The 17,952-nt window shown below is 41.4% G+C and carries 18 protein-coding genes and 3 tRNA genes; 2 read left to right on the top strand and 19 right to left on the bottom strand.

All coding sequences use genetic code 11. The features are described from left to right. Positions 1–163: 163 nt before the first annotated feature. Both ACO5E4_RS01335 and rsmC read right to left on the bottom strand, forming a co-directional pair. Positions 164–1,585, bottom strand: coding sequence for a sucrose-specific PTS transporter subunit IIBC (locus ACO5E4_RS01335; RefSeq protein WP_485861792.1), 1,422 nt, complete (start codon positions 1,583–1,585; stop codon positions 164–166). Between the two features lie 85 nt (positions 1,586–1,670). Further along, positions 1,671–2,675 carry a 16S rRNA (guanine(1207)-N(2))-methyltransferase RsmC gene (gene rsmC, locus ACO5E4_RS01330; protein WP_485861791.1) on the bottom strand — a complete coding sequence of 335 codons (1,005 nt, stop codon included), beginning with the start codon at positions 2,673–2,675 and terminating at the stop codon, positions 1,671–1,673. Between the two features lie 67 nt (positions 2,676–2,742). Between rsmC and ACO5E4_RS01325 the strand changes: the two genes are divergently transcribed. Beyond that, positions 2,743–3,183 (top strand): DNA polymerase III subunit psi, encoded by a 441-nt coding sequence (locus ACO5E4_RS01325; protein WP_485861790.1) that lies wholly within the window; start codon positions 2,743–2,745, stop codon positions 3,181–3,183. Between the two features lie 12 nt (positions 3,184–3,195). Next, entirely contained in the window at positions 3,196–3,639 is a 444-nt protein-coding gene (gene rimI / locus ACO5E4_RS01320; RefSeq protein WP_006718977.1) for a ribosomal protein S18-alanine N-acetyltransferase, read from the top strand. Positions 3,640–3,641: 2 nt separating this feature from the next. Here the strand turns inward: rimI and recC are convergent, their stop codons facing one another. The 17 genes from recC to ACO5E4_RS01235 form a co-directional block, all read right to left on the bottom strand. Next, on the bottom strand, positions 3,642–7,037 hold the full coding sequence (gene recC, locus ACO5E4_RS01315) for an exodeoxyribonuclease V subunit gamma (protein WP_485861789.1): 3,396 nt from the start codon (positions 7,035–7,037) through the stop codon (positions 3,642–3,644). 38 nt (positions 7,038–7,075) lie between these two features. Beyond that, the gene (locus ACO5E4_RS01310; protein WP_485861788.1) at positions 7,076–7,378 is read right to left on the bottom strand and encodes a DUF5374 domain-containing protein; all 303 of its coding nucleotides are present in this window, start codon (positions 7,376–7,378) and stop codon (positions 7,076–7,078) included. Continuing rightward, positions 7,353–8,048: a DUF2572 family protein gene (locus ACO5E4_RS01305; protein WP_485861787.1), complete on the bottom strand. Its 696-nt coding sequence runs from the start codon at positions 8,046–8,048 to the stop codon at positions 7,353–7,355. The genes ACO5E4_RS01310 and ACO5E4_RS01305 overlap by 26 nt, the downstream gene beginning before the upstream one ends. Continuing rightward, entirely contained in the window at positions 8,045–8,788 is a 744-nt protein-coding gene (locus ACO5E4_RS01300; RefSeq protein ID WP_485861786.1) for a hypothetical protein, read from the bottom strand. The genes ACO5E4_RS01305 and ACO5E4_RS01300 overlap by 4 nt, the downstream gene beginning before the upstream one ends. Continuing rightward, positions 8,775–9,293: a prepilin-type N-terminal cleavage/methylation domain-containing protein gene (locus tag ACO5E4_RS01295; protein WP_485861785.1), complete on the bottom strand. Its 519-nt coding sequence runs from the start codon at positions 9,291–9,293 to the stop codon at positions 8,775–8,777. Before ACO5E4_RS01295 ends, ACO5E4_RS01300 begins: the two co-directional genes overlap by 14 nt. Before the next feature lie 210 nt (positions 9,294–9,503). Continuing rightward, positions 9,504–9,580: transfer RNA gene (locus tag ACO5E4_RS01290), tRNA-Lys, on the bottom strand. Positions 9,581–9,605: 25 nt separating this feature from the next. Next, positions 9,606–9,681, bottom strand: a tRNA-Lys gene (locus tag ACO5E4_RS01285). A gap of 22 nt (positions 9,682–9,703) precedes the next feature. Beyond that, positions 9,704–9,779 (bottom strand) — tRNA-Lys (locus ACO5E4_RS01280). Positions 9,780–9,969: 190 nt separating this feature from the next. Beyond that, the gene (gene pal, locus ACO5E4_RS01275; protein WP_006718991.1) at positions 9,970–10,422 is read right to left on the bottom strand and encodes a peptidoglycan-associated lipoprotein Pal; all 453 of its coding nucleotides are present in this window, start codon (positions 10,420–10,422) and stop codon (positions 9,970–9,972) included. 14 nt (positions 10,423–10,436) lie between these two features. Continuing rightward, positions 10,437–11,717 carry a Tol-Pal system beta propeller repeat protein TolB gene (gene tolB / locus ACO5E4_RS01270; RefSeq protein WP_485861784.1) on the bottom strand — a complete coding sequence of 427 codons (1,281 nt, stop codon included), beginning with the start codon at positions 11,715–11,717 and terminating at the stop codon, positions 10,437–10,439. 33 nt (positions 11,718–11,750) lie between these two features. Then, positions 11,751–12,866, bottom strand: a complete 1,116-nt coding sequence (tolA, locus tag ACO5E4_RS01265; RefSeq protein ID WP_485861783.1) for a cell envelope integrity protein TolA — start codon at positions 12,864–12,866, stop codon at positions 11,751–11,753. A 17-nt stretch (positions 12,867–12,883) separates the two neighbouring features. Beyond that, the gene (gene tolR / locus ACO5E4_RS01260) at positions 12,884–13,306 is read right to left on the bottom strand and encodes a colicin uptake protein TolR (protein ID WP_006718996.1); all 423 of its coding nucleotides are present in this window, start codon (positions 13,304–13,306) and stop codon (positions 12,884–12,886) included. A gap of 85 nt (positions 13,307–13,391) precedes the next feature. Continuing rightward, the gene (tolQ, locus tag ACO5E4_RS01255; protein WP_006718998.1) at positions 13,392–14,081 is read right to left on the bottom strand and encodes a protein TolQ; all 690 of its coding nucleotides are present in this window, start codon (positions 14,079–14,081) and stop codon (positions 13,392–13,394) included. 29 nt (positions 14,082–14,110) lie between these two features. Then, on the bottom strand, positions 14,111–14,515 hold the full coding sequence (ybgC, locus tag ACO5E4_RS01250) for a tol-pal system-associated acyl-CoA thioesterase (protein ID WP_485861782.1): 405 nt from the start codon (positions 14,513–14,515) through the stop codon (positions 14,111–14,113). A 112-nt stretch (positions 14,516–14,627) separates the two neighbouring features. Beyond that, positions 14,628–14,915, bottom strand: a complete 288-nt coding sequence (gene ybgE / locus ACO5E4_RS01245) for a cyd operon protein YbgE (protein ID WP_485861781.1) — start codon at positions 14,913–14,915, stop codon at positions 14,628–14,630. 113 nt (positions 14,916–15,028) lie between these two features. After that, positions 15,029–16,168, bottom strand: coding sequence for a cytochrome d ubiquinol oxidase subunit II (gene cydB / locus ACO5E4_RS01240; RefSeq protein ID WP_485861780.1), 1,140 nt, complete (start codon positions 16,166–16,168; stop codon positions 15,029–15,031). Positions 16,169–16,182: 14 nt separating this feature from the next. After that, on the bottom strand, positions 16,183–17,748 hold the full coding sequence (locus ACO5E4_RS01235; RefSeq protein ID WP_485861779.1) for a cytochrome ubiquinol oxidase subunit I: 1,566 nt from the start codon (positions 17,746–17,748) through the stop codon (positions 16,183–16,185). Positions 17,749–17,952: the final 204 nt, after the last annotated feature.

Genomic DNA, 17,952 nt, shown 5'->3' with positions numbered 1-17,952 from the left:
AAATTTAAGGTGGCGTATTATAGCGCAAACGTTTGCGTTTATGTAGAAATGCTCGAAAAATTTGTAAAAAAGTGCGGTCGTTTTTGACGACGTTTTTATATTTGTGCAAAAGAAAAAGCACGAATTTACTTTCACAAATTCGTGCTTTCTCAAGGTTGGCAAACTATGCTTTGGCTTGTTCGCGTTTCACTAAAACAGTGGAAAGGCTGAACGCCACAATAAAGGAAATCGCCATGCCAATGCTGTACATAGCGAGGCTGTCAGGCTTAATCGACGGAATACCTAAGAAACCTGCCGCACCAAGGGCAATGGCTTTTACGTTAAAGAAGGCAATGAAGGCACTTGCCAGACCGGAGCCAATCATCGCCGCGATAAAGGCTTGGCGATAACGCAAGTTCACCCCGAACATAGCCGGCTCGGTAATACCAAGCAACGCAGAAATGCCGGAAGGAATGGCCAAGCCGCGAACTTTCGGATCTTTTAAGGCAAATGCCACGCCCAAACAGGCGGCGCCCTGCGCAATGTTAGACATTGCCGCAATTGGGAAAATAAAGGTACCGCCGGTGCGTGCCATTTCCGCCAATAATTGGGTTTCCACCGCAATGAAGGTTTGGTGCATACCGGTAATCACGATGGGTGCGTAGAAGGTACCGAAAATCGCACCGCCGATGAAACCTAAGGTGTCATATAACCAGGTCAACCCTGCGGCGATTAATGAACCGGCTTCACGTCCGATTGGACCGATGAGGGTAAACGCCAAGAAGCCTGCGATAAATAAGGAAAATAACGGTGTAATAAGGTTATCCAAATAAGACGGGACAAATTTACGAAACGTTTTTTCTAACGTTGCCAACACCCAAGCGGAAATTAAGGTTGGGATCACAGTGCCTTGATAACCTACACGTTCAATTTCCAAACCAAACACATTCCAATATTGGATCTTGCCTTCTGCCAACGTTAAAGCATAGTTCCAACCATCAGCCAGTGCCGGGTGAACCAATAACATCCCTAATGCGGCCCCAAGGAATGGGTTACCGCCAAACTTACGGGTGGCGGAGAAACCAAGCAATACCGGCAAAAATACAAACGGTGCGTTCGCAATGGTATTAATAAAATCCACTAAATCTTTGAGTTCGGGATGCATGTCAATGACGCTGAGTTCATCCACAAAGAACCCCTTGGCGGTGAGCATGCTGTAAATACCCATCAATAAACCGCCTGCCACAATGGCCGGAATGATCGGTACGAAGATATCCGCTAAACCTTTTACCAAACGTTGCAACAAACTTTGATTACCGCCTGCCGCTTCTGCCACTTCCGCTTTACTCACATCGCCAATGCCCAGCAATTTAGTTAATTCAGCGTGGACTTTATTCACGGTACCGGAACCAAAAATAATTTGATATTGCCCGGCAACAGCAAACTGCCCTTTTACACCCTCAATATTATCGATGCCTTCCTTGTCCACTTTACTTTCATCATTTAGCACAATACGCAAACGGGTAGCACAGTGAGCCGCTGTGACAATATTTTCTTTGCCGCCAAGTTTTTCAATCACTTGTTGGGCGATTTTAGGAAAGTTCATAGTCGTCTCCTGAAGTAGTAAATAATAGGTAGAATTCTAGCTAAAAGGTTTTTGTCAGACTAGCGAAATTTAACGTACTATTCACTCATCCGCGTACTGAATACACCTTAAACTTATTATTTTTTGCCAATACCTCATGACCGTCGAAATATTGATCCAACCAGTCGGCATAAGGCAAAAAGGCATTCGCCACAATACGCAATTCACCACCGGTTTTAAGATGCCATTTTGCTTGTTCAATCAATTCCTTAACGGCGGTATAAGCGGTATCAATGCCATCATGAAACGGCGGGTTGGAAATGATCAGGTCAAATTTTCCTTCCACATGAGAAAACACATCGCTTGCCAACACCATGCCTTGCAACTGATTTTCTCGCAACGTTCGCTGTGCCGATTCAAGCGCCATGGCGTGAATATCCGTCATCACAAGCTTGGTTTTCGGATGATGTTTTTGAATGTAGCTGCCAATCACGCCGGCGCCGCAACCGATATCCAGCACATCGCCCGACACGTTTTTTAACGTGGTCAACAATAATGCGGTGCCGCCATCCAGTTCAGCGGCGCTGAAGACGCCCGGTAACGCATACACGGTGACATCGGCAAGTTGTGGGTGTTGGTAGGATTTCCAGAAGGAATTCAGCTCAAAGTGCGGTGGATTTTTTAACTGAAAATGATAAAGACTACAACGACGGGCAGAGTCGATTTTGTGAATATCGCCGAAGTCCGCAAGTATATTTTCGGCAGAACGCACACCGCTACGATTTTCGCCGACAATGAGTATTTCTTGCCCCACCGGGCTTTTGGCAAGTATTTGCATTAATTGGAAATGGCATTCCTGTTTGTTCTTCGTCCAATAAAACAGGATCAAATCGGCTTGGCATTGAAATTCAAGGGAAAAATCCACCGCTCTTTGTTGCTTTTGATTTTCTCGGTTGGCGTAATCAAAATACCAACTCCAAGCACGAGCGTTAAAACCTTGGCGTCGTAAATCGGAAAGAAACTCATCGTTCACCGCGCCGGTAAGCAATAATGATTTCCCCGTTAAAAAATCTAAATGCCTTTCCAACACTTCACTTTCTGTACAAATCACGCTATTAATCCTCTGCCTTATTGGTTAAAATGGGCGCCCATTATACTGGATTGAATTGATTTTAGATATGCAAGAAACGCGCCACCCCCACTCCCGTCGAGATGTATTACTGCAACAAATGGGCATTAGCCAATGGCAGTTAGTACGCCCGGAAGCGTTGAAAGGCGCAATGAATATCACTGTCGCCGAGCCTATTCGTTTGATTATCATCAGTCAGCAAAATCTATTGCAACAACCTGTTGTGCAGGATGTGTTACGCAGCCTGACACTGAACAGCGAGCAAGTCTTAAACATCACCTTTGAACAGCTTGCTTATTTGCAAGTTAACCATAAAGTCAGTTATTGGTTGCTTTCTCAAAACGCCTCGGAAAATGACCGCACTTTATCTCTCCCACAACCGTTAAATGTGTGGCAGTCTGGTGATCTTGAAGAATTTAAACAACATCCGCAGGCAAAACGCCAACTTTGGCAAACCATTCAGCAATCCCCTTCCATCAATGCCGAATAACAAGGATCTGTCGTGATAAGCATTTCGCCCATTGAAGCACAAGATTTTGACGCACTTTATGCCATTGAGCAGGCGGCTCACGCCGTGCCTTGGAGTTTAGGTACGCTGAAAAATAACCAAGGCGAGCGTTATCTCAATTTAAAGATCGCCGAAGGCCATCAGATTTACGGATTTGCCATTTGTCAGACGGTGTTAGATGAAGCCACCCTGTTTAATATTGCTATCGATCCGAAAAAACAAGGCTTGGGACTCGGACGACAGCTCTTAAACGAGCTCATCACCCAACTCAGACAAAAAGGCATTTTGACATTGTGGCTAGAAGTACGTGAATCCAATAAAAAAGCCCAAGCGCTTTATGATTCGCTGGGCTTTAATCAAGTGGATATCCGTAAAAACTATTACCCGACGCCTGATGGAAAACGGGAAAATGCCGTGGTCATGGCGGTCTATTTATAAGGTTATTTTTCCGTTTTAATCGCTTGCAACATCGGCACAAACCACGCTTTCACCTGCTGATTTATCCAATTCAAATCTAATTCCTGCGTTTGTACCAACACACGTTGCCAATATAAATCGCCACAGGAATGATCATCACCTTCAGCAATTTTTATTAACTGTGCTAAACACTTATCAACATCTACTTCATCTTCGTTAGCAATCTGTTTTCGGTATGCCTCAATGCCCTGTGTTGGAATCAACTGTAATTGTGCCTGCCCTGCTAAATAGCTTTCGACATAAATTTGCAGTTGCGCAAGGGCATCCTGCTGAGACACCACTTGAAAAATCTCGCGTTTGTCCTTGCCTTGGAAAAGGGATTCCGTCGGCTGTGGCTGCGTTGCACACAACAATAAATGATACAGCCACGCTTCAATACGATCTTTGTCTTTGACGGTGGCCATGCGCCAAGTCACACGCTGTAACGGGTCACCATATAAATGGGAGATATTGCCTGATAAGGTGATATTACCGAATGCTGTCGGCAAGGTCATTTGTACAAAACGGTTTTGTGGCGTTTGTTCCACATAATCGGCAATATATTGTTTAAATTCTCCCACTTCATCCAATAATTTATTGGCGTAGAGTGTCGAAAATTCACCTCTTGGCAATACGCCTTTCACCTTCAAATGATCAAAAAACGCGTCGATTTGGTGTTCATCGACATCGACCAAGTCCGCATGAATCAGATATTTCTCTAAGCCATTATTTAAAACGAAATTTTCACTGTCAGCGATACTTTCTTCCTGCTCGGAAAAATTCACACCGAGACGGCGCTCAAAGAAAAATTTCACCGGATTTTTCACAAATGCCACCAAACGAGAAAATTCAATCTCCGTTTCTTGTTCGAAATCATCCTGCGCTATCGTCGGTTGAATAAAATCCGGCAATGCTTGATTGGATTGTGAATTCACCAAAGGCAACCATTGTTGTGCAAAAGAAGGGCTAAAAGTGCGGTCGTTTTTTTCAAAGTTTTTTCGACTGAATGCCGTCATGCCGTGTTGTTGCACCAGCAATGCCCGCCAATCCCTGGCTTCATTCGGCAGATTTTCCACGATGTAATCCAACAACTGGCTCACCAATACGGAGGGCTCACGCTCTTGATTATCCGAAATGGAACGTCCGATGTAGCTGATATACAGATATTCTTGCGCAGACAGCAAAGCCTCAAGGAACAAGTAACGATCATCATCACGGCGCGCACGATCGCCTTTAATACGGTGATACTGCATTAAGTCAAAACTATTTGGCGGCTGTTGACGTGGGTATTCACCGTCATTCATACCGAGCAGGCAGACCACTTTAAACGGAATAGAACGCATCGGCAGCAACGTGCAGAAATTCACTTTACCGGCTAAAAAACGGTAGTGATTCGGGTTTTCTTCTAACGCACCACTCATGACATCTGCCACAACATCAACCGCCAAGCGCTCGTCAAAATGCACGTCCTGTAACTGTTCTACAAATTGCTGAATCACGTCTTTAATATAAAATAAGGTTTCTTCGGTTTCCGTTGTTACGGCAAAGAAACGATCCGTTAAGGTCAACAAATGTTGTTGCCATTGCGCCACGGAATAGCGCTGTTGCAATGTTTGGAACCAATCTGATAATGCGGCGATAAACTCAGCCAGTTGCCCTGCCAGCTGACCTTTTAAGCCGAAACTGCTGTCCAATCCAAGGCTGTCTTGCCAAATACCATTTTCTTCCCGTAAGGCATACCCCAATAACATACGTTCCAAACCGGCTTGCCAGGAATTGTAGTTGCTTTGCACCTCACAATGAGGTTGTGCACGTTGTTTTTCTAAACCAAAACGTACGCCGGCATTTTTCACCCAATCGCGAATTTGTGCCAAATCCTGCAATTCAATATTAAAGCGTTGGCGTATTGCCGGCACATCTAACAGCGCCAACACATCTTCTGCACTAAAAATGCTTTCTTTGAGCTGCAATAAAGAGAGGAAACCGGCAATAATCACATCATTTTCCGATAATTTGTTATCCGAAATCGAAAATGGAATGGCAGTTTGCGGCGTAGCATGTTGCCCGAAAACCGCGCGAATATAAGGCGTGTATTTATCAATATCCGCCACCATCACGATGATGTCTTTTGGGGTTAAATGGGGATTTTCTTGTAATAAATGCAGCAGATAATCCTGCAAGACTTCCACTTCCCGCATCGTGCTGTGGCAAGAATGGAAGGTTAGAGTGCGGTCATTTTCTTGATAGTTTAACGGCTCACTGCCACTCGGCATAAGGTGCAAAATCTGATGTTGAATTTGACTCAATAAATTCCGCGGTTCAATCTCCGCATAGGCAGAAATCTCATTCGGTTCCAACTGCGTTAATAAATAAGAAAAATCGCGTCCCAATTTTCCCCATGAAGCTAACAAAGGATTGCCGACCTGCAATTTTTCCTGTGCGTAAGTCACCTCCCATTGGTGCTCTAGCTGCGCCATTTGGTCTGCGGACAACAAAGGTTTATTAACCTGGTTGAAATAATCAGTACGAGTGCGTAGTGCTAATTTTTCAACAAATGTTGGATCGACAATGTCCCCCCAATATTCCTGACAAGGATTATTGAAGAACAAATGCACATCACAATATGTGCTAATGGCTTGAAAAAGTTCTAAATACGCTTTTGGCAACGCCGGAATGCCAAAAATGAAAAGGCGTTCTGGCAAAAAGAGCGGTCGATTTTCACGGAGTTTTTCTAACAATAATTGGTGTAAATGCGCTCGGTGTTGCACCCAATCTAATCCGGTTTCTGCTTTTACCGCCTGCACTAACGCCCGCCATAGGCTCGCCTGCCATGCGATATTTTGTTCAATCTGTGCCGATAAACGATCGTGATTAAGATTTAATTGGGTTTCAAGTTGATGACGAATCTCCGCATCACGATGCGTCTCCCAAGCAGCGATCCAGTCTGGGCGGTAAACCAAATATTGGTCAAATAAATCGGCGATTTTCCCGGCAAGTTGATAGAGTTTAAATTGCTCCGATTGCACAGAATGCGCCAGATAATGGCGTAAAGGATGGAAAGCCTCTTGCTCTAAATATTGAGGAATTAAGCACATCAAGCGCCACATCATGGCGTTTTTATTAAATTGATTGCTTTGCGCCACATCGGGCAAGTTTTCAGCATAAAGCTGCCAAATAAAACTGGCGGGCATCGGAAACGCAAAATTTGCTGCAATGCCTTTTTGCTCTGCGATTTGTAACTGTAACCATTGTGCCATGCCCGGACTTTGTACCAGCACCGTTTCCGGCTGTAATGGATTGCTCAGCGGTTGACGTTGAATTAATTCAACGAGAATGTCCTTTTGCACTTCAAGTTGATTCGAATGATAAACAGTAAACACGCCGCCTCCGGAAATGCGCTCAAATATAACTTGCGCTATTATAAACGAATTTCACCCCGAGGATATTTCACCGTAACCTGATTTTGCGTGCACGTAATATGAAAATGAATGTGGTTTTGGTGAATGCTGCTTTCGCAAGAGAGACCAAGAAACTGGCGTTGTCGTTGATTTTCGGCAAGTTGGATGGCTTGAAAACGTTGATAAATTTCCACCGCACTTTTGCGTTGCACATTTCCCCATTGGTTAAACGTGAGGAAAAGCCCGCTGAATACAGATAAGGTCACCAACAAGGACAGCAAGCTCATGCCTTTCTGATTAATTTTTGGGAACGACAAAATCATACCAACTCTTCTCTGCTAAACGCCAACGACTGTATTGTTGCACGATCTGAGTAACCGTACTTTTGGAATAAGTCACTTTAATATTTTCATCTAACGTCAATCGCCCCTTGGTAATAATCGAACCACTAATTTTACCTTGTCCTCGAATGTGTAAATCGCCTTCGGCGACAATCACCGCATTCACGTTTTTGTTAATCTCCCATTCGGTTTCTTCCGCCGTGAACCAATACAATGCCGCAGGCGATGATGAGCCTAACATGAGCGGAGGCGACGACAATTGTGAACGAAAAAGCGCAAGCCCTTCTTCGGAAATAAACTGATCAAACAATTTTTCATGTTGGTTTCGCACCGGTTGTTTTTGAAATAACTTATCCCGTTGACACCACGCATAATGGCTTAAGCCATCGGCAAATGGATTGTTCTCCAGCCGAAATGTCAAGAGAAAGGTATCGCCGTTTTCATTTAACGGAACTTGCTGACATTTCTCTTTTTTTGTCGCTTGGCTTAGCGTTTGCAATTTTATTTGCTGAGTCACATATACGTGTCGCTGAGCTGCAATAGAAGAATAAAGGCGGAATAAGTCATCGTTAAAAAGTAGCGTTAAAAGTAAAAATGAACTCAGCAAAATCAACAAACTCAACGTCATCATGCCTCGATGGAGTTTTCTCATTCTTTAGCTCCATTTAATAAAGGCACAACGAGAGAGGTTTCATATTTAATCTTTTTATTCGTTTTAAAATGCCCTGCTAAACGTATTTCAACGCCCTGTTTTTCTGCTAACCAATCAAAGCTCAAATGGGAAATTTCATATACCTTATCGTCTAATAAATCCACCCAACCGCCATGATTACAAGCGGACTGCTGGGTATAGCGTTGACATTCCTCTCGATTGCAATTTTGTTTTACTGTGTTTTTGTAAGTTAAACGTGTTTCCAACATTTTTTGATGAAGTCGGTAACCAAATAATTCCCGTTCAATTTCCTTTGTAGCATTACGTTTATTTGAGATACAAGCACCCTCTTGATAACCAGTACCAATACACCCATTCGAATCCAAATCATAAAAAAACAGCACACAGCTGTTATTTCTCTCGCTATTCATTTGAGTGATAACAACCGATGAGGGAATATTTCCCAGTTCAAATAACGCCAAATTATTTTTCGTCAATTTATCATTTACCGCACGAAAGCCGCTTCTTGCCAAATCTTTGCCTATTAATTGGATTACACGTTGTAACTCAGTTTGTAATTGCAAACGAAGTAACATTTCACGGTTCTGTTGCTGATGCTGGCTATAAAACTGCATAATAACAAGCAGTAAAAAACTTGAAAGCGCCACTGAAATCATAAGCGCAACAAGCGTTTGCCCACGAGAATACACTACGTCATAAAAAAACTTATTCTTCATCATTCACACATGCACTCAACGACTGGTTATCTTTTAATTTCAGACTACCCACATTAAAAAACGAAAATAAAGTACGCTGAGAATTCGCTTGTAGGACAAAACAAGCAGTAGAAGCCGTATTACGAATACCGCTTAAACGTGTAAGTTCTAGAGGATAATAACGTTTGCTAATCAACATTGTGTCCGCAGCCGGATAATAAAAATGTGCAGAAACATACTGAGGACAACCTTGAGGAGCTAAACAGTCACATAGGTGATGATTTTTAATCTGCGCCGTTAAACACCAACGTTTACCTGGCAGATCACGGCTTGCCATGATAAACCAGATATCGGAGGAGTTTTCTACACGAGCTTGAATTTGACGTAAAAACGCATAAAGTTTTTGCTGCTCTTTTTGCAAGACGTTCTGCTGTGAATGCTGCTGCCATGCGGGTAAAGCAAGCATCAACAATAGACTAAGAATGAAAAGCGCGATTAACATTTCCAGCAAAGTAAACCCTTTTTGCATAAACGTTCCTTTTTTTGAGCCGCACTTTAAGGGAATAAGAAAGGCTAAAACACGCAGATAGAGAAATTTTGCGAAGAAGATCGCAAAGTAAAATTAATTTGGAAGAAAATTGACAAAAAAACACGTCGCGTTTACGACACTCGCGCAAAACATGTCACATTTAAAATTTACCTAGATATTCTTAATTATATGATATATAAGAAATTTTATTGGTGGGTCGTATAGGATTCGAACCTATGACCAATGGATTAAGAGTCCACTGCTCTACCAGACTAAGCTAACGACCCATATTTGGGAAATACAGCTTTAAATTGGTGGGTCGTGAAGGATTCGAACCTTCGACCAACGGATTAAAAGTCCGCTGCTCTACCGACTGAGCTAACGACCCTTGAGAAAGGGGTATTTTTGAGTGGTGGGTCGTGAAGGATTCGAACCTTCGACCAACGGATTAAAAGTCCGCTGCTCTACCGACTGAGCTAACGACCCAACAACGGTGGGTTATAATACTGGTTTTATTTCAATAATCAATAAAAAATTTTATTTTTTTATTTATTCGCTTGAATATGCATCAAAATAAAAATAATAAAATATGTATGCATCTAATTAAGAAGCACACAGTAAAACAAAAAATAAAAAACCGGGCTAATACCCGGTTTTTTATTTGAAATAGCAAAAATTAGTATGCTAATACAGCACGACGGTTTTTCGCGTAAGCTGCTTCGTCATGACCTAATACTGCTGGTTTTTCTTCACCGTAAGAAACAGTAGAGATTTGACCTGCTTGTACACCTTTAGCAGTTAAGAAACTTTGTACTGCGTGAGCACGACGTTCACCTAATGCCATGTTGTATTCTGGAGTACCGCGTTCATCAGTATTACCTTCAATACGTACATTAGTTGCTGGAGTTGCATTTAAGTATGCAGCGTGAGCATCTAAGATTTGAGCATATTCACCTTCAACATTGTATTTGTCGAAACCGAAATATACAGTGTTGTAGCGTTGTTGTAAGTCTTGAACAGAGTAACCACCAAAAGTTTGGCCGTTTGCGCTTTCATTTTTTGATGATCCACAAGCAGCTAATACAGCTACTGAACCAGCAACTAACAATGCTTTAGTAAATTTATTCATTGATTTCTCCTTGTTTATTTAGTTAAGTATGGTGACCAAGCTGGAAATTTAACTTGTCCATCATTCCCTGGTAAACGTGCCTTAAAGCGTCCGTCTGTGGACACTAATTGTAGCACCTTTCCCAGACCTTGGGTAGAGCTATAAATAATCATAATACCATTTGGTGAAATACTCGGACTTTCATCTAAGAAAGTTGAACTTAGTACCTCAGAACCACCTGAAACCAAATCTTGTTTCACAATGTTATTACTTCCATCGATCATTACTAACGTACTACCATCTGAGCTGATTTGACCACTACCACGTCCACCAACAAGAGATGCTCCGCCACCGGATGCACTCATGCGATAAACTTGCGGAGAGCCGCCTCTATCGGATGTGAACACGATTGACTGCCCATCAGGCGACCAAGAAGGTTCCGTGTTATTACCTGAACCACTGGTTAACTGAGAAATCTGTCCACTACCCAAATTTATTACATAAATATTCAATACGCCATCTTTTGAAGAGGCAAATGCTAATCTTGAGCCATCTGGCGAGAAAGCAGGAGCACCGTTATGCCCTGGGAATGAAGCGATTACTTTACGTGCCATTGAGCTAAGATCTTGCAGAATAATTTGCGCTTTTTTATTTTCAAAAGAAACATACGCTAATTTTTTGCCATCAGGAGACCATGCCGGAGACATAAAAGGCTGAGAGCTCTTATTAATAATAAATTGGTTAAAACCATCATAGTCGGCTACGCGGACCTCATAAGGTTGTGAGCCACCATTTTTTTGCACGACATAAGCAATACGAGTCCGAAATGCACCACGAATCCCTGTTAGTTTCTCAAAGGTTTCATCACTCACAGTATGTGCACCATAACGAACCCATTTTTGAGTCACCGTATATTGGTTTTGAGACAAAATCGAACCCGCACTTCCCATGGTATCGACTAATTGGTAAGCAATATCAAAACCACCATTAGACGGAGTTACTTGTCCAACAATTACTGCCTCAATACCCAATGCAGACCATGCACTAGGGTTAACTTCTGCAGCTGTAGTCGGCTGCTGAGGCATTTTACTGACAGAAAGTGGATTAAATTTTCCGCTATTACGTAAATCTGATGCAATGATATCTGCAATATCTGCCGGCGCACTACCTGGTCCATTCCACTTAAACGGAACAACGGCAATTGGTCGCGCAGAATCCATAACTTCATCAATAACGATGCGAACTTCTGCACGTGCTACTGAAGTCAATCCCAATAGCATAATAAATAAGCTAAATACTCGAATAACTCTTTTCATTTTTTCTCCTATTGTTCAAAGTGCGGTAAAAAACTACCGCACTTTTCTCGGGTCAAACCCAAGAGTAAAGCTCTTAAACATTTCATACTCTTCCGGAGTTGGTGCTCTACGCATTTTTTTAGCTTGCTCAATCGCATTTAATGCAGCTGCACACAAATCATTAGGCCCGGATTTTTTCTCATACGATAAAATGGTTCCATCACTGGCAAGCTCCATTTTAATATCGCAAACTTTACCTATAAAGCGTGTATCTCCACGGAAATAAGGTTTTATCGAAGAGTAAACGACACCTGCATATGCAGAACCGGTTTTACCTCCATCCCCAGCTCCCATTGATGCACCAGAGCCTTGGCTACCTTGTTTATTCGCATTTCCACCTTTGATTGCACTTCCACCACCAAGATCACCACCATTAAAGAAATCATCTAATGCATTTTGATCAGCCTTACGCTTCGCTGCGTCTGCTTTTGCCTTAGCATCAGCTTTCGCTTTGGCTTCGGCTTTTGCTTTTGCATCTGCTTCTGCCTTAGCTTTTGCTTTAGCATCCGCTTCAGCTTTTGCTTTAGCTTCGGCATCCGCTTTTGCCTTTGCTTCAGCCTCAGCTTTAGCTTTCGCCTCGGCTTTTGCTTTTTCTGCTGCTGCGGCTTTTGCTTTCGCTTCTTCTTCCGCTTGTTTAGCTGCGGCAGCTAAGCGCTTAGCTTCTGCATCAGCTTTCAATTTAGCTGCTTCTGCTTCTTGTTTGGCTTTTGCTTCTTCTGCTTCTTTTTGTTTCTCTAATGCCTCTAAACGGGCTTTTTCCTCTTGCTGTTTCTTTTGCTCAGCAAGTTGTTTTTGTTTTTCTTGCTCTTTTTTCTTCTCTAGCTCTTGTTGACGTTGCTGTTCTTCTTGTTTTTTATCTTCTAATTCTTGTTTCTTTTGTTTATCAGCTTGGCCTTTTTTTTGCTGCTGAATCCGCCCCCACTCTTGAGCGGCAGAACCGGTATCAACCATAACAGCGCCTATGACTTCGCCATCATCGCCTTCACCACCACCCATAATATCAATATTGTGGTATAAGGAACTAAGGATAAGCAAACCAAACAAAATCAAGTGCATTATGACTGAAATCACAACTGCATCAACATCACCTTTTTGTCGCTTTTTCTGCACAATGGTTACCTATCTCATTAAATTGGATTTGTCATTAGCCCAACTGACTTAATTCCGGCGAGATGAAGCAAATTAAGTGCTTTAATCACTTCTTCATAAGGTACGTCTTTCGCGCCACCAACTAAGAACATTGTATTGTTATCTTTATCAAACTCTTGCTTAGATAACTGGGTAACCATATCTTCAGTTAAATTTTCTGTACGATTTCCTCCAATTGAAATCGCGTATTGCCCAACACCGGAAACTTCTAGAATAACCGGTGTTCTGTCTTCTGCAGAAACGTTTTGGCTTTGCACGGCATCCGGCAATTCAACCTCCACGCTCTGGCTAATGATTGGCGCAGTAGCCATAAAAATCAAAACCAATACTAAAAGCACATCCAAAAACGGAACAATATTGATTTCAGATTTAATATCGCGGCGCTGACGACGATAAGACATATCAACCTTCTAAACGTATAATCGAAAAAACATCTAAAATAATGACCGCACTTTTAACACAAAGTACAGCTAAAAATATGATTAATTAACTATGGTGATTTTTACCGAAAACCTGGCGATGCAAGATTGTCGTAAATTCATCAATAAAATTACCATAATTTTGTTCAAGTTTATTCACGCGTAAACTTAAACGGTTATAAGCCATTACAGCTGGAATTGCTGCAAATAAGCCGATTGCTGTTGCAATTAATGCCTCTGCAATCCCCGGTGCAACCATTTGTAATGTAGCTTGTTTTGCTCCACTCAAGGACATGAAAGCGTGCATGATTCCCCAAACCGTACCAAAAAGACCTATATATGGGCTAATGGATGCTACGGTTGCCAAGAATGGAACGCGAGTTTCAATATCTTCAATTTCGCGATTCATAGATAAATTCATTGCACGAGTACTACCTTTAATAATCGCCTCCGGTGCATCTGGGTTTGCTTGTTTCAAACGAGTAAACTCTTTAAAACCAACATAAAAAATCTGTTCACTACCGGTTAAACCATCACGACGATTAGATAACCCTTCATATAATTTATTTAAATCCTCACCGGACCAAAAACGGTCTTCAAATGCCATAGACTCTTTTAATGCCTTCGTTAATACTCGGCTACGTTGAATAATAATCGCCCAAGAAATAATAGAAAAGCTCACTAAAATAAGAATTACTAATTGAACTACAATACTGGCTTTTAAAAAGAGATCTAAAAAGTTTAATTCTGAGGTCATTGTATACTCCGAAAACAACTCACTAATAATTAATTGACTAGTGTTGCCTTGATTTGCGATGGAATTGCCATCGGTTTCATTTTACCAAGATCAACATAGGCTACCTTTACGGTAGCCCGACACAACGTTAATTCATTCCGTTTAATAATTTGAGAGAAAATAATGGACGCACCTTTTATTTCTGTAACAAGCGTTTCTATTTGCAGCAAGTCATCTAATTTCGCAGGGAAACAGTAATCAATATTCATTGATTTAACGACAAAAGCCCCTTTATTTTCTGCTAACAATTCTTGTTGGGAAAAATTAAATGTTCTTAAATATTCTGTCCTTGCCCGCTCAAAAAAATGTAAATAGCGTGCATGATAAACCACACCACCTGCATCTGTATCTTCGTAATAAACACGAGCAGAATAATAAAAAACGTTCTGTTCCAACTTTTCTTCCCCATTTAATGAAATTTAGAAAGCAGGAGGTCGGTTATTTTAGAGTGCTGCAAAATGATTAGCAAGCTTGAAATTGCACTTATTAAAAATTAACTCTTTGATTTTAAGTTAATAGATTATGCAACAAACTTATGATTGCTGCGAGATAACCAATCCATGGCATGAAAAGCATACGCCATAGCGTTGCTCTGATCTCAAAGCCCAAACCATGAATCCATAAAATCCCAACGCTCCAGATCAAAATAAAAACATAATAAAATTCGACCGCTCTTAATTGCGTTGAAAATTGGTTAATGTTAAAAAAGAAAAACGCCGTTAAAATCAGCGCTAAAATAAATGAAAGGGTTCGCAATGAACCCTTATTTACTAATTGATACAATGAATTAATCATTCAATTACTCGTCAAATTGACCTGAACGCTCTTTGTTCATTGTAATTTTTGCACTTACGCCTATCGCGAATAAAACACCGATGACCCAAACTGCATATAACATATTATTCTCCTTAGTATAAGGTGTTTTTATTGTCTTCAACAAAGCTTTCATCTAAACGACCAAACATTTTGTAGTATGACCAAATAGTGTAAAGCAATGAGATACTCACGAAGACTAATGCGAGATAGAACATTAACGTTAAGGTTAATTCACTTGAAGTCGCATCCCACATTAACAAGCTTTGTGCCGGGTGAGTACTTGAAGGCATCACAAATGGGAACATGGATACTGCTGCAGTAATAATCACACCCGCCATGGTTAATACAGAGAAGAAGAAGGCAAAACCACAACGATTTGCTTTAGATGCAATCACATTCAATAATGCCCCCACAACAGCCAATGCTGGGAATGCCCATAAAGCAGGAGTCTCATTGAAGTTCTTAAACCATGCACCAACTTCAACAGCCACTTCTTTGCCGGAGGCTGGAGAAGATGGGGCAAAGTGATCCAATACGCTGGTTACAATATAACCTTCTTTAAAAGAAAGCCATACGCCCGCAAGAACAAAGGTAATTAATGTCACTAATGCGCCAATTTGGGTAATGGCTCTTGCACGATTGCGCAACTCTGCCGTTGTTTTCATTTGTAACCAGTTTGCGCCGTGTGTCGCTAACATGGCAAGACTTAGCACGCCGCAAAGTAGTGCAAATGGGTTTAATAACGCAAAGAATGAACCTGTATAGGTCACTTGTGAAAGCTCATTTAATTCAAATGGCACACCTTGCAATAAATTACCAAATGCTACACCGAAAACTAATGCTGGTACAAAACCGCCGGCAAACAAACCCCAATCCCATACTGCACGCCATGTTGGGTTATCAATTTTTGCACGATATTCAAAGCCAATTGGACGGAAAAATAATGCCGCCAACACTAAGAATAAGGCAATATAGAAACCGGAGAAGGCTACAGAATACACAATCGGCCATGCCGCAAAGATTGCTCCACCGGCAGTTAATAACCAGACTTGGTTACCATCCCAGTGAGGAGCAATGGAGTTGATCATAATACGCTTTTCAACTTCTTTTTTACCGGCAACCGGTAAAAGTGCGGTCACGCCCATATCAAAACCATCGGTAACAGAAAAACCGATGAGTAATACAATGACTAGCACCCACCAAATAATACGTAGAAATTCATAATCAATCATAATTCGTCTCCTGCTTATTTAGATGATTGCTCAAAGTAGTATTTACCGGTTTTTAATGCGCTCGGACCTAAACGGGCGTATTTAAACATTAAGTACATTTCAACAATAATAAAGAAGAAATAAAGCACACAAATTAACCCGATAGAGAACCAGAGATCACTCACACTTAAATTGGATGCCGACACACCAACAGGCAATACTTCATAAATCGCCCAAGGTTGACGGCCGTACTCAGCTAGGAACCAACCAAATTCAATGGCTAAGAATGGCAATGGTAATCCCCATAACAATGCTTTAAGGAGTAATGGTGATGCAGTGACTCGACTACGTAAATTTTGCACAAATGCACCAAACGTTAATAAGATAATTAAACCACCGGCGGCTAACATTCCACGGAACGCCCAGAAGTTCGGACCGACATTAGGAATGGTATCACGTGCTGCTTGTTTAATTTGATCTTCCGTTGCATCCACAACTTTATCGGTATAACGTTTTAACAACAATCCAAAACCAAGATCGCCTTTCACTTCATTAAATTGCGCTTTGGTTTCTGGGTTAACCTGACCTGTTGCTTTTTTCTGTGCTTTTAACTGAGTAAACAAATCATAGGCCATAATACCATTGCGAACGCGCGTTTCATTTTTAGCTTGAAGCTCTTTTAGACCGGTAATTTCTTTATCTAAAGAACGTGTAGCAATTAAGCCACCAAGGTATGGAATTTCAATCGCAAAATCATTACGCATTTCTGCGGTATTCGGAAGAGCAACAGGATGGAATGGCGCTGGCGCAGCATGCGTTTCAAATTCAGCTTCCATCGCCGCTAATTTTACAGGTTGCGCCTTACCAATATCATAACCGGATTCATCGCCCATCACTAACACGGCAATTGAGGCAATAAATCCCCAGGTCGCAGCAATAGAGAAAGAACGCTTAGCAAAGCCAAGATCACGACCTTTCAACAAATAGTAAGAACTGATTCCCAACACAAAAAACGCACCGGCAACATAACCTCCAGATAAGGTATGCAAGAATTTACTTTGTGCAACCGGATTCAACCATAAATCTAAGAAACTGGTCATTTCCATACGAACGGTTTCAAAATTAAATTCTGAACCTGTCGGTGATTGCATCCAACCGTTTGCCACCAAAATCCACATCGCAGAAAGGTTTGAACCGAAAGCGACACAATAAGTTGCCAATAGGTGTTTCCCTTTTGTTAGGCGATCCCAACCAAAGAAAAATAAACCCACAAATGTGGATTCTAAGAAGAATGCAAGCAATGCTTCGATCGCCAACGGCGCACCAAAAATATCACCTACATAGTGAGAATAGTAAGACCAGTTCGTACCAAATTGGAATTCCATAATGATACCGGTCGTTACCCCTAGGGCAAAGTTAATCCCAAATAACTTACCCCAAAATTTTGTCATATCTTTATACACTTCTTTACCTGTTACGACATAGGTTGTTTCCATGATGACAAGCACGAAAGACAATCCTAGTGTCAGTGGTACAAAAATGAAGTGATACAGCGCGGTTAAAGCAAACTGTAATCTTGAGAGTTCAACAACGTCTAACATCTCATCTCCTTGTAAAGTCTACAAGTTTTTAAATTCTATGATTACTTCGTAATCACCCCACAAACTCAAAATATCTTTTGAATTTTTCATATAAGATTATCTTTATAATCACCACTAGTTAAAGTTTTTTAAGTCGATTATTACACAGACAACCTAAATGTGAGCCACATTCTACTACTAAAAATAGGGATAAAGAATAGTAGA

It is taken from the genome of Aggregatibacter sp. (genome assembly GCF_057314075.1).
Note: the sequence above shows the minus strand (reverse complement) of the source record. Positions and strands in the feature narration are given on the sequence as shown.

Excerpts from the sequence above, each read along its gene's own strand:
- ACO5E4_RS01335 (WP_485861792.1), bottom strand. The coding sequence starts at position 1,585 with ATGAACTTTCCTAAAATCGCCCAACAAGTGATTGAAAAACTTGGCGGC.
- ACO5E4_RS01325 (WP_485861790.1), top strand. The coding sequence starts at position 2,743 with ATGCAAGAAACGCGCCACCCCCACTCCCGTCGAGATGTATTACTGCAA.
- ACO5E4_RS01310 (WP_485861788.1), bottom strand. The coding sequence starts at position 7,378 with ATGATTTTGTCGTTCCCAAAAATTAATCAGAAAGGCATGAGCTTGCTG.
- ACO5E4_RS01305 (WP_485861787.1), bottom strand. The coding sequence starts at position 8,048 with ATGAGAAAACTCCATCGAGGCATGATGACGTTGAGTTTGTTGATTTTG.
- ACO5E4_RS01300 (WP_485861786.1), bottom strand. The coding sequence starts at position 8,788 with ATGATGAAGAATAAGTTTTTTTATGACGTAGTGTATTCTCGTGGGCAA.
- ACO5E4_RS01295 (WP_485861785.1), bottom strand. The coding sequence starts at position 9,293 with ATGCAAAAAGGGTTTACTTTGCTGGAAATGTTAATCGCGCTTTTCATT.
- pal (WP_006718991.1), bottom strand. The coding sequence starts at position 10,422 with ATGAATAAATTTACTAAAGCATTGTTAGTTGCTGGTTCAGTAGCTGTA.
- tolB (WP_485861784.1), bottom strand. The coding sequence starts at position 11,717 with ATGAAAAGAGTTATTCGAGTATTTAGCTTATTTATTATGCTATTGGGA.
- tolR (WP_006718996.1), bottom strand. The coding sequence starts at position 13,306 with ATGTCTTATCGTCGTCAGCGCCGCGATATTAAATCTGAAATCAATATT.
- tolQ (WP_006718998.1), bottom strand. The coding sequence starts at position 14,081 with ATGACCTCAGAATTAAACTTTTTAGATCTCTTTTTAAAAGCCAGTATT.
- ybgE (WP_485861781.1), bottom strand. The coding sequence starts at position 14,915 with ATGATTAATTCATTGTATCAATTAGTAAATAAGGGTTCATTGCGAACC.
- cydB (WP_485861780.1), bottom strand. The coding sequence starts at position 16,168 with ATGATTGATTATGAATTTCTACGTATTATTTGGTGGGTGCTAGTCATT.
- ACO5E4_RS01235 (WP_485861779.1), bottom strand. The coding sequence starts at position 17,748 with ATGTTAGACGTTGTTGAACTCTCAAGATTACAGTTTGCTTTAACCGCG.